11 protein-coding genes are annotated in these 11,784 nt (G+C 61.6%); 4 read left to right on the forward strand and 7 right to left on the reverse strand.

Translation table 11 applies throughout. The features are described from left to right. Positions 1-696: hypothetical protein (locus IVA98_RS36625; RefSeq protein ID WP_247356918.1), on the forward strand; the 696-nt coding region annotated here is incomplete at its 5' end. Positions 697-1,939: 1,243 nt separating this feature from the next. After that, the gene (locus tag IVA98_RS36630) at positions 1,940-2,548 is read left to right on the forward strand and encodes a hypothetical protein (protein WP_247299906.1); all 609 of its coding nucleotides are present in this window, start codon (positions 1,940-1,942) and stop codon (positions 2,546-2,548) included. Positions 2,549-3,048: 500 nt separating this feature from the next. Here IVA98_RS36630 and IVA98_RS36635 read toward each other — a convergent pair whose 3' ends face one another. The 6 genes from IVA98_RS36635 to IVA98_RS36660 form a co-directional block, all read right to left on the reverse strand. After that, positions 3,049-5,454: a hypothetical protein gene (locus IVA98_RS36635; protein WP_247299909.1), complete on the reverse strand. Its 2,406-nt coding sequence runs from the start codon at positions 5,452-5,454 to the stop codon at positions 3,049-3,051. Between the two features lie 175 nt (positions 5,455-5,629). Further along, entirely contained in the window at positions 5,630-6,691 is a 1,062-nt protein-coding gene (locus tag IVA98_RS36640) for an XRE family transcriptional regulator (RefSeq protein ID WP_247299911.1), read from the reverse strand. Continuing rightward, entirely contained in the window at positions 6,692-7,279 is a 588-nt protein-coding gene (locus IVA98_RS36645; protein WP_247299914.1) for a hypothetical protein, read from the reverse strand. It lies immediately after the preceding gene. Between the two features lie 142 nt (positions 7,280-7,421). Then, positions 7,422-8,390 (reverse strand): tyrosine-type recombinase/integrase, encoded by a 969-nt coding sequence (locus IVA98_RS37065; RefSeq protein ID WP_247356922.1) that lies wholly within the window; start codon positions 8,388-8,390, stop codon positions 7,422-7,424. Beyond that, positions 8,387-8,647, reverse strand: a complete 261-nt coding sequence (locus IVA98_RS36655) for a hypothetical protein (protein ID WP_247299890.1) — start codon at positions 8,645-8,647, stop codon at positions 8,387-8,389. Before IVA98_RS36655 ends, IVA98_RS37065 begins: the two co-directional genes overlap by 4 nt. After that, a complete protein-coding gene (locus tag IVA98_RS36660; RefSeq protein WP_247299892.1) occupies positions 8,644-8,961 on the reverse strand; it encodes a hypothetical protein in 318 nt (105 codons plus the stop codon). Before IVA98_RS36660 ends, IVA98_RS36655 begins: the two co-directional genes overlap by 4 nt. Before the next feature lie 400 nt (positions 8,962-9,361). Between IVA98_RS36660 and IVA98_RS36665 the strand changes: the two genes are divergently transcribed. Further along, positions 9,362-9,949: a hypothetical protein gene (locus tag IVA98_RS36665; RefSeq protein WP_247299893.1), complete on the forward strand. Its 588-nt coding sequence runs from the start codon at positions 9,362-9,364 to the stop codon at positions 9,947-9,949. Positions 9,950-9,973: 24 nt separating this feature from the next. Here the strand turns inward: IVA98_RS36665 and mobQ are convergent, their stop codons facing one another. Further along, the gene (mobQ, locus tag IVA98_RS36670; protein WP_247299895.1) at positions 9,974-11,164 is read right to left on the reverse strand and encodes a MobQ family relaxase; all 1,191 of its coding nucleotides are present in this window, start codon (positions 11,162-11,164) and stop codon (positions 9,974-9,976) included. Positions 11,165-11,405: 241 nt separating this feature from the next. On the opposite strand from mobQ, the gene IVA98_RS36675 reads away from it, so the two are divergent. After that, the gene (locus IVA98_RS36675) at positions 11,406-11,720 is read left to right on the forward strand and encodes a hypothetical protein (RefSeq protein WP_247299899.1); all 315 of its coding nucleotides are present in this window, start codon (positions 11,406-11,408) and stop codon (positions 11,718-11,720) included. Positions 11,721-11,784 lie beyond the last annotated feature (64 nt).

Below are 11,784 nucleotides of genomic sequence, written 5' to 3' on the forward strand. Positions count from 1 at the left end.
ATCCTGTTCCGCCCACCGAGACGGAGCACTCGTAGGACCCTGCCGACAATGGACGGCGCGAACTCAACCGACCCCGTCATTGAGTTGCTCGACACGCTCAAGGCAGTCCGCCGCGACGTGGACCGACTCGGGCAGGACATGCAGGGGACGCTCAAGGCCGCACAGGCGGCCGAGATGGCGGCTGCAAAACCTCGTACCCTCACCCTCGACGTGTCGGCCCTCGGGCCGGCCTTCGGAACGCTGTCCGACCGCGTCGCGTCGTTGGACACGACGGTCTCCGCGCTCGGGGCCGACCGACTGCGCAGCGAGGTCGTGGCCGCGCTGCACGACGCGCGCGGTGAGATCGACGCAGCGACGCACGGGGTTCGACAGGCAACGGCTCGGCTGACACTTCGCCTCACCGCAGTTCTGAGCCTCGTCGTGCTGGGCGCCACCGGCGCACAGTTTGCCGGCGTCGCCGCGTCTACCTTCTGGGGTCAGGCGGAACGCGCCCGCCTCGCCGCCGAAGTCGAGCGCCTGCGCGTCGCATTGCCGACGCTCCAGGCGCGGGCCGAGGACTGGCAACGCCGCGCAGGCCGCGTGGTGCTGACGAACTGCCAGTCCGATGACAGGCGCACGCGCCTGTGCGTCCGCATCGACCTGAGCGCGCCGCGGTTCGGCCCGCGTGGCGAGTACGCCGTGCTCGACGGCTACTGAGTGCGCAGCGGGCCGTTCGGAATGACGATCGGGTGCATGAGCCTACCGCATGGATGGCACTCGCCGTGACGGACCCGGTCCGGAATCGGAAGGTGGCCTTGCCCTCGCCCGACCCTGCCTCCCGGCAGCTCTTTGCGACGTTTCCGCTGGCCGCTGACCGCTCCAAGATTGCGCTTTCTGAGATCCTCTGTCCGTGGGCTCGAGTTTTTTGAAGGCACCCCCCCCGGTTCGGCCGCCCTTCGCGATCCAAGCCCGCCAAGCGGCATCCACGATGGTGATGCGGTTGGGATCATTGCGCCGGCCGAGAAGGCGGCGCTCCTCGACGTGGAGAAGCCCGGAACGGGCAGCCGTCCGGATCGCGTTGCGTGCCGTCGAGGCCGACACCCCGGCTCGCGCCGCGATGGCCGACACGCACAGTTCACATGCGCCGCGCGCCCGCACCTCGTCGGCGATGATCCGTAACGCGGCGAGTTCGCCAGTCGTGTGCCGGGCCGCGAGCGCCGGGGGCATTGGACCAGAGGCAGCCAAGGTCCGCCGTCGCTCTAGTGACCGAGCGCGATCCGGCGAGCGCTGATGGCGTTTCGGGGGGAAGATGGACGGTCGGCCCGGCGGGGCGTCGCTCCGCGGCCGGGAGCTAGCAGGCCTTCGCGGCGGCACGGGCGCGGCCGGGATGACCGTCCGCCCCTCGATCAGCGCCGACAGCGCCTCGGCCTCGGCCTCACTCACCTGGCCCGCCCCGAAGGCGCGCCACAGCAGCGCCGCCACCTCGGGCAGCGCGCCCCGGGGCGCAACCTCGACGGCGCGCCTAAGTTCTTCAGCGAACATGTCCCAGCCCTTGCGGGCCACGGCACAGCAGCGAGCATCGCCTTAGCGGGCGACACCCTTCCACAGAACGAGCAAGACCGTTGACGGGATTGGCGTCCCGTCTTGACCCCTAAGGGTGCTCGTGAGACTGTCGGGAGGTGTTTGATCCCCCGCCGGTCTCTATGAGATCGGTCCACGGCCTCTCAGGTTGGCGCCTGAGGGGCCGTTGCTTTTTCTACGTTGCCGTCGTGGCGGTTATCTCCTCGAACCGGCACGAGTCCGGCATTCGCCCACCATCCCCGTACCGACACAGGCAGTCAACACGGCTACGGTAAGCCCTCCCTCGACGGGGGTCTCGAAAGGGCGGTCAGATACCCTTTCGAAAGAGTTATGGACACACCCTCTCGTCCGTCTCATTCCGAGTGACCGAGGGGCTGTCATGAGCGAGGTGTCGAAGGGGGTTTCGTCCCGCATCATGACGTATGCGGAGATCGAGGAAGCATTCTCTCTGAAACCGGCTTCAGCTCGGCAGCTCGTGCGCCGACAGGGCTGGCGTAGGCTCCCCGGTAACGACGGTAGGACCCGGATAGAGATCCCTATCGAAGAGTTTGAGCGGGCTCTCAAGAGAGGTGTCGAAACCCCTCTCGATGAAAGCGAAATCGATGCTGAGCCTCCTGTCGAAGGCCCTCTCGAAAGGACCTTCGTTGCCTTCCTAACCGCCCATATCGAACGGCTCGAGCGGGCTCTCACAGAGGCGCAGCAAGCTCTGTCGCAGGCGGTAGCTGACAGGAGCGCCGAGACTGAGAAATCCGATCACTTAGTCGGGGAGGTCGCCGCTCTCGCTCGGCAACTCGCCCAGGTCGTTGAGGAGGCCGGGGGTCGCGAGCGCGAGCTGCAAGCGCGATTAGCATTGGCCGATGCCGCAGCGGCTCAATCACGGGTAGAGTTGAGTGCTTTGGAGAAGAGAGCCGAAGCGGAGACCGCCCAGGCCCGCGCCGAGCTGGAAGCCTGGAAAGCACGCCCATGGTGGCGTCGGCTCGCCGGCTGAACCGCAGTTGTGCACCAGTCCGGATCTGGGAGGCTGTAAGTTCGTAGATCGTCGTGGGTACGGGTGTCCGTCATGAACGAGAGATCGCGTCGCCCACCACAGGAGCCAGGGCGGCCGGGATCCTACTGCAAGCGGCGTGCGGTCTCTGGTACCGGCAGATCGCGGCGGGCGGCCTCGGGGGCTTCCTGGCGGTCCGTGACCCAGATTATCGCAGCGCGCTCGGCCGCGGTCACAACCCGCCCTGGGCCTGCTGCACGGGCTTCCGAGATCAGGGCCTCCAGGGCCGATCTCAGCTCATCTGTGAAGGCGTCGTCGTTCACCCGGTTTGGACCTTTGGTATTTCGTCTACGCCAACTCGGGGTCATCGCAGAGGATGTTCGAAAACGTACGCTAAGCGCCCATACCTATGCAGATTGACAGCGCGGAGACGAACGTTCTCTCTCCGCCTCGTGTCCCGAGATCTCGCCTGCTTGCTTACCAGCATGAGCCGCTGCTGCACGCTAAGTTTTTAGGAAGCCAAGATCATAAATCATCGGTGCTAGCTTCGATGTCAGCGTCTCGTAGGTTGAGTCAAAGACAGCAAATTCGGTTTCGATTTTGTCTTTCTGTTCCTCGCGTCGACCAAGAGCGGATCGGATCTGATACCATCCAACATCGGGGCGATTGAGTTTGAGGCTTTGACGAACGCTATATACATCGGTGATGGAGAAATACGTTTGCCAAAGGATTTTACCTGCTCGTAAGACTGCGGAAGCCTCAACCGAAAACTTCTTTTTATGTAGGTATTGAACCATAAAATCTGATTCAAATCGGTCAGGTGCATTAACTTCAGCCTCGGTGAACGGAATAAAGTGATTGACCAGACTCCATTGGCGACCATTCCACTCCAATCCGTTCGCGCCAGCCGTCAGATTTTGTGTGCTGAACAACATCCAGACTAAGCAGTCCATCTTAAATTCTTCAGTAAGAGGCTCATCAGGCTGTAAGAACTGATCCCGATCATTGAGCCACGACGGCTTAACTAGACGCCGTACCGCAAACACAACTGCCGATTTCCAGAGATTTTCCTTGGTGACGAAAAAACCGCCTGCGCTACAGTACCCTGATGATAGCAAGGCGGTAAGATTTGCGTGTTGAACATCACCACCGGGCGCAATCATTCCGCCGATCGCTCCGTCTGCCCATTTAGTGCCACGCACATCTTTAATACTAGTCGTTGGCACGAGCGCGCCTTTCAAGGGCAGGGCGTCATCCTTATTAGACCTTGCCCGCTTAATCCAATTGCTCAGAAATCGCTCACTTGGTAGATTATAGAATTGCTTTTCGCCAATTGCTTCGCCTTTTTTATTAAGAACCTCCGCAACTATGTTTGTAATTGGTGTCTTCTTTTTTGCGGAATTATCGGTTTCCCAAATAAGGAAGCCAATAGGGAAATTCCCATTTAGACCATCGAATGCTTTGCTAGGCACCAAGAAACCGCCGAGATAAGATGCATTCCAAAACGACCTGAATGGCTCAAAATTTGGAGCATTTACATATTTCAAGGTACTGAACATAGCCAAGGTAGCGTTTGGTATCTCTTTGGCGATCCGCACTAGAAATTGCACGAATAGTTCGCGCGAAGCGTATCCAAAATCACTGATCGTTTTAGCAATCTGCGTCTTTGAAACGCTTTTTTTGCTCTCTGAATTTTTCCCACGAGAACTTGTGATGTTATCTATGTTTGCAGCTTCTGCATATGGCGGATTGATAAGTATCAGGATCTTTCGACCTTCGGCGATTGCCTGCCGCAGAGCGGGCGGCACTTTGTTGGTGAGGCTATAGTCAATTCTGCCATCAGCCGTAATGTCATCATTGAGATAATCATATTGAAACCGAGTGGCGGAAACGCAGGTTCTAGTAGCTTTCATAACATCGACGTCAGCTTGATCTAATGTACTCATAAAAACGTTTCGCGGGTTGGAATGCTTGGTTTCCAAGTTCCCAACGCCGCAGCACATGTCCCAAACTATGTAGTTCTTCTGCCAGTTCTTCCCAAGAACGTCGGCTAACTTATCGTAGGCTTTATCAACCACGTGGAGTGGAGTATAGAAAGCGCCCTTGAAGCTACGCTCGTCTAGCGGGATTAGGGAGTCGCGACGCTCTAATAAGTAATTGCGATACTCCTCATCTGGTGGGCGGTGATAAATTGACCAGAACTGACGGTAACCCTCACGATTACCTAGTTTATAAAGTTTACCGTCGAGGGAAAATACGGGCGCTTCTCCTTGATGGAGAAGTTCGGCCGGCAAGTTTTCATGAGTCGCCTTGGTTCCGTCATGCATGATGTCGGCGAAAAAGAGAAGGGCATATTTATCTACCGGAGCACCGCCGATTTCCCGACCGATCATCTCGACCCATTTATCGAAAACTTGCTTCAAATTATCTGGCGTGATCGAAATGCGGATAATATCGCCCTTTGTCAGAGCGGCTTTTACAGTACTGATGAATTCATCTTCGTGCGTCGCTATCCTGAACGAGACCATCCTTGTTCCAATGAACGCGGATACTTGGTCGAGCGCCTCCTTCGGGAATTTAGTAGCCGACTTGCCCCATTTTATCGTCTTCTTTTTCAAAAATGGAATAACATCAGCGGTCTTCATCAGAGCCGCCTTCTCAGTATCCATTACTGCCAGGAACGGTGGTAACTCGTCCCCTTTATTCAACCCATCCTGCACATAATGCAGAAGCTGGGTGAACATCTTATAACTTGAGTCCTTGCCGTGATGTTTAGCCTCGAACCACATTTCCTTCGTACGAATATCAATTAGCCCTTTGGTATATTTCTTCAAGCCTAACGCCTGAATGTAAACATCTTTGACGTCTTCCTCGCTGCGGACATCTTGTAGTTTTTTGTACAGAGACATTATGTTCCCGCTGGACCATGCCCGATGCACGGTAGACATCGCCGTTCGCATATGCCGTGGCAAGCGCTGTGGCAGCGTCGTGAATATCCTCACCCATGGGGTTCTCGTAGTCGAGGGCGGCGGAGACAACGCCTACTGGACACGCGTCCTCGTCACGTAGAAGGGGACCCAAAACTCAGTTCGAAACCACGAGGCGTAGGCCCTGGCGCGGGAGATACGCGCGCTCAACGTCGGCTTCGTTCGCAGCCAGAAGGCGCGCCAAGTCAGACAAGCTGTATCCAAGCTCGTTGCAGTGATACTTGATGATATCTCTAAGGCGCCAAGGTTCTTCTACCTGTATTTCGTATGGCTCACCCTCGTTGAAAGATTTATTATACTGAACATTCATGTTTTTGTACTGAGAATCAGTAATTAATTTTAGGTCGTAAGTTCTTTTAATCAAGCTTTTTATAGAGACCTTCCAGTACGCTTTCACTCTACCGAGAGCAGTAATCTTAGGAGATATCAAATATGATTTGATATCCGAGGCAGGCATGAGGAAAGCCGCAGCGAAGCGGTGCGCCTCCTCTTCCATCTTCTGATCGTCGTCAGGCACGGTGTGCATAACGATGTGTCCAAGCTCGTGCGCGAGCGAGAAACGGAAGCGGTCCCCGGCAACATCCTTGTTCATGAAGAAGAGCGGTGGCATGCCCTCCGAACGGAAGCTGATGCCGTCCAGAAGCTTGGTGTGGAAGCTCGTCATGATGACGATGCCGCCCGCCTGCTCAATCGTATCAACCACGCAGGCGACCGGCCCACGCGGCAGCATCCAGTACGCGCGCAGCCGCTCGGCGACCTTCTCTGGCGTGAGGCCGCTCTCGTCCAGGTCGATCTGAGGGATCGGCTTGGCGACTTCCAGGTCGTAGGAGCGCAAGAGCCTCGCCACGTGCTGACGCCGGATGTTGATGACCGCACCGATCCGCGCGAGTGGCTTCGCGCCGAGCTTCGTGCGCTTGCGGTAGTGAAAGGCGGGGAACCCGATCGCGCGCTCGCGCTGATGGAAGAAGGCTGTAGGGAAGCGGAGTGCCTTCGCGAGGTTGCCCAGCACCTCGTCGGAGGGTTGGCCGATCAGGCCGTGTTCGAGCTTCGAGATGAGCGCCTGCGTGACAGACGCCTCTCTCGCCAGATCAGCCTGGGTCATCTCGCGCGCCTCACGCGCGAGTCTCAGCATGTCAGCGTTGAAGACCGCGTCGGTCACTTAGCGTCCTCGTCTCGCACGCGCCGCCTCAAAGTCGGTCCGACCAGTGTCAGGGATCCGCTCCGGCGTGATGTCCACCCACGCAGCCTGGGCTTCCGTAGCGGTGACCTGCGCCGTCCAGATCACGTCCTTGCCGATCTGCCTGACAATCATCACCCGCTCGATCGCGGCCCCGGCGGCATCCATTTGGTAGCCCGCATACAGACGCACGGCCGCCTCGGGCAGATCGAGGAGGGGCATCTCGTCGTCATAATCCTGCTGTTGCAGGGTCTGGTAGTTAGCGTGTTGGCCTAACCCGTTCACCTTCTTGACCCGGATCAGCGCCTGATCCCGGTAGTTGAGCAGGTGAAGCCCCCGGCGATCCAGGAAGTTCACCCCAGGCGTGCCGTCGAAGCGGTCCATCAGCGCTCGTTCGGCGTGGTCGTAGATGCAGCACGCGGCAGCGCGATCACTGTGCTGCGCACGAACCGCATCCGAGTACCCGTCACCGTTGTAGGTGGCGACCGCCTCGTACAAGGCGTCGTGGATGCCGAGCAGCAGGGGCTCGATGATCGCCATCTGGCGCGACTGGTCTTCTTCCACGTCCATAAGGCCCTCTCCATCCGGCAGCACGTCGCGCCCTTGGAAGGATATGGCGGAAAATATAACCGTTTCAATAACCGAGCCGCAACTCCTTGTCGGGCCTTACGCTTTGGACTCCTGGGCGTCCCAGACGAGAGCCCTGGAAGCGCTACAATCCGATCTCGACAGCGAGATTGTCGGCGAACAGGGCCCCCTCACGGACGTACCGGCGCAGGGTGCTGAGCGAGGCGTGACGGGTCTGGTGAGCGATCCGGATCTCGCCAACCCCGGCATGGGCGGCCGAGGTCGCGAACCCCGCCCGCATGGAGTGGCCCGCATAGGCCGCCGCGTCGAGCCCGGCGGCGCCAGCGCGGCGCTGGACGATCAGCGCGACGGCGTTGCCGGACAGCCGCCCGCCGAGGCGGCCGTGACGGTCGACGGCGCGGAACGCCGCCCCCTCGGCGATCCCGGTCGCGGCAAGCCACGCCGTGTAGGCGGCGGCCGGACACGTCGCCTGTCCCGTGCGCCCGACCGCGAGCACCGCGCCGCGACCCTCGGCGTCGGTCTTGCTGCGCCGGATCGTGACCCGCAGGCCCTCGGGCAGGACGGCGATGTCGGCCACGTCGAGGGCGGCCAGCTCGGAGCGCCGCAACGCGGCGGCGGTGCCGACCAGGAGCAGGGCGCGGTCGCGCCGGTCGGCGAGGCCGACGCCGAGCCCGGCGAGCACCTGCTTCAGGCGCGGCACGGTCAGGGCCTCGGCGCGGCGCTGGGCGGAGCCGCGCTCGCGCCGGAGGCCCGCCAGCACGTCGGCCACGGCCGGGTGGCGCACGTCGAGGCCGAGCCCGGCCCGGCGGTGCCGGGCGGCGAGGCTGCTCACCCGCCGGGCGAGGGTCGCGAGCGACAGCCGGTCGGCGCAGTCGGCGAGGTAGAGCCCGACCACGGCCGGGGCGGCGGGCAGCGGTTCGAGGCCGCGGGCGGCGCACCACCCCGCGAATTCCCGCCAGTCGGCCTCGTAGGCGCGGAGCGTGTTAGCGGCGCGCGCCTGCCGAGCGAGTCCGGCGGCGCGGGCGGCGACCGCTTCCAAGTCGAGCGCGGGGCCGATTGCGGTCTCTGCGACAGGGGTAGGAAGGGTGGTCACGGGGAACCCACGTCGTTGGAGGTTTCGGTCGCCAGCAGGTTCTGGATGAGCGTTCGGTGCGTGTGGTTGATTGAGAGGGTCCAGTCGATCTCGCACAGGAGGCGCTCGGCGCAGGTCCGCGCCTTCGTGCCGGGGTCGAGGCCGTGGAGGAGGTGAACTTGCCGTTCGCGCCGCCGCTCAGTCTCGGCGATCTCCCGATCTGCGTCCGCGAGCGCGTCATCGAGGAGCGATGAGGCCGGGACGGGCGCGACGGTCATCCCTGACCCCTCAGGTCCTGGAGCTGGAGTCGGGCCTCAAGGACAAGGCGTAGTTTCGCGTCGGCGAGATCGAGCAGATCCTGGGCGCTCGCCGGGAGGTCGGGGCGTTCCAGGGCCTCCTTCAGCACCCGCTGTTCCTGACGCAGGCCGTCCAGGGTGCGCATGTCCTCCGACATCAGCCGGTCCTGCTCGGCGGTGTCGGCCCCATCCCGGATTAGGGCGAGGAGCCCAGCAGTCCGCGCGGCCGAGCGCATCTCGATCGCGGCGATCTCCCGGCGCACGTCCCGGAGCATCTGCTCCAACAGCGCCACCATGACCGACTCCGTCTTGACCTCCGATAAGCGTCATTATCACAGCCCAGAAGACGCCACCCCGCGGCTGCCCACACCCTAGGCAGCTCCTTCACGAAACTGTGAATTGCCGCCAATTCGGGCTTTGGCGAGCCGCCAAATTCCATTAGGTTACTTTTAAGAATGTATTCACATGTGGCCAGTGAAGTCCATCGACTTCACTGGGGTGGCGAATGCCCCTCCACATGTGACGGGTCTCTCCCGTCTTTATGATGTCGTTCTTGCTCCTTGTAGCAGTATTTCTCAGCTTTTTCAAGATACTGTCTGCCGGTCCGGCCCACTTATCCAATGGTCTCCGCTCTGTACTTTCGGCAAAGAGCGATATTCATAGACGGCCTCGCAACTGGAAATGCCGGGGCCTCACATGTCCAACTCCAATCAGAACGAAGACCGCAAAGATCAGAATGCCTCCGCTGCGCCGGAAGCTTCAAACCCGCTGCGCCCTCATGATTGTCGATATCTCGTACAGGTCAGGAGAGCCGGTCACCTTTCATGGGAGTGCCGCAAGGAGAATGCCCTTCTTCTGAGTACCGCGACGTACGTTGCGGGCGTCCCCGTTCCGGAAGACGTGCGGATCGAACTCTGGGAATGCGAGATCGAGGATTTCGAGATCGATACCTGGGACCGCGTGCGGCTCCTCAAGCGTGACAACAAGGAAATCACGCCCGAGGACGAACGCGCGTTTGAGCGGATCCGGGTGCGCGTTGACCGGTGTCTGACCTGTCGGTGCAAGGTCCCACCGAACGTCGATGACGGGCCGAATTTCGACCGTACCATCGGCGATCTCATCATCGACGCGCGCGCCAAGAAAGACGCGGAGGCCAAGCCCGCTCCCGTCGTTCCTCAGCCGGCTCCGGCTCCGGTGCCGCCGAACCTCACCCCGAAGGCCGAACAGAAGCGCAAGCCCAAGTCCCGCAAGCCGGTTCGGAACGATGGGTGGGGCAGGGACTAGCGCGCCGGCCCGTGGATCGGCCGCTCAGCGGCCGATCCCACGTCCACGATCTCGCCGCATCACGGCGCGGACCCTCAGTAACTCCTGTTCGATACGATGGCGCTCAATCTCCTCTCGACGCAGGTCGCGCTCACGTGCCGAGGCCTGCTCACCATCTCCCAAAGCCAAGCGCCGCTCAGCTTGTTCGTGCCTCAACGCGCGCTGTCGTTCCTGTGCCTTGATGCGCTCATCGGGAGTCAGGCGCTCCCCTTCGCCGCGTGCCAAGCGACCCACCGACACCGCGAGGTTGGTATCCCGCAGCGAGGCCATGGCACCTTCGCTCAAGCTTTGACGCAGGCGGTCGCCGAGTTGCAACCGAAACTGCGCGGCCTTTCGGAGCAGCGTGCGCAGGGTCGCGGTCAGCGTTTGTCGGCGGGCACGCTCAATCCGGAGCGCGTCTACGGCCTCGCCTTGGTCGGTCTGAATGCCAGCGCGGGTTCGGAGGTGGTGTCCCCGCCCGAGCTTCGGCTCCGGCTTCCGATCAAGCACGAAAACCGCTGCGTCGGCTTCGTCCGCCTTCTCCGTGTCACCGCTGGCGCGCGCATCGGCAGCCTCAGCCTTGGCGTCCTCGCATTGTGCCGCGAGCGAGAGGTGGCTGACCCGCGTCGGCGCTCCGGCACGCTCGAGCGCTTCGTTCAGATGCGAAGCCCACGCTTCACGGAGATGCAACAGGGTGTCTCGAGCGTCGAGAGCTTTTTCCTTGCCTTCGAACCCATCGGGACCGACGCGACGAGTCGAGATCAGCACGTGAGCGTGCGGATTGCCGCCGTCCGGATCGTCTTTTCCCGTCCGTCCGTCGTGGTGCGCGATGTCCGCGACAAGACCGAGCGCGACAATCTCCCGCTCGACGAACGCGCGGACCAGCCGGACGCGATCCTCGACGCTCAGCTCGCGCGGCAACGAGAGTACGGCCTCTTTCGCGAGCCTACTGTCGACCCGGCGTTCGCTCGCCTCCACCATCTGCCAGAGCTTCTGGCGATCCGTGCGAGCCCATGCCGGTGCGCTTGGGGGAGCGAGGAGTTCGCGCGACGAGACGCCCTTGCGCCGCCTGTAGTCGAAGACTTGGCCGCGGCGGGCGCAGACCATCCGGGTGCCGGAGCGATAGGCGGCTGCGGCGACGGCCGAACGCCCGCCGGAGCGGCCGATCACCTTCAGCTCGAAGCGGTACAGCGCCATCCCGTCACCGCGCCCTGTGCGCACATACGTGGTCCAGCGGCCCGACGCTGGCTCGGTTTCAGGGTGAGGAACCCTGACGTCCGGCGCCTAAGCGCCGGACTGGGGGGAAGCCGTCCGGCGGGGCGCAGCCCCTGAGGACCGCGGGTGTCGGACGCAGTCCGAGACGTAACCGCGCCCTTCGGGACTCAACCCTAGCTTTGCCCGCCCCTCGAATGCAACTCTCAAAAAGCGAGCTTCGAACATGGACACGACCGAGACCAAGCCGAAGCGCATCAAGCGCACCCCGGAACAGAGGCTGACGGCGCTTGCCGCTGAGACCGCACGTGTGGAGGCAGAAATCCAAGCCAGGGATGAACGGGAGGCGAAGGTCGTCGGCGCTGTTGTGATCCGATGGGCCTACGACAGCCCTGCCAATGCCAAGCAGCTGGTCTCGATCATCGACAACGACGGTCTTCCGGATGTGGACCTCCGAAGGGTCACCGACCTTCTCGGCCGCCTGCACATCTTCTCCATGAGACAGGATCCTGTTCCGCCCACCGAGACGGAGCACTCGTAGGACCCTGCCGACAATGGACGGCGCGAACTCAACCGACCCCGTCATTGAGTTGCTCGACACTCAC

This window comes from Bradyrhizobium sp. 160 (assembly GCF_023073735.1).
Lineage (GTDB): Bacteria > Pseudomonadota > Alphaproteobacteria > Rhizobiales > Xanthobacteraceae > Bradyrhizobium.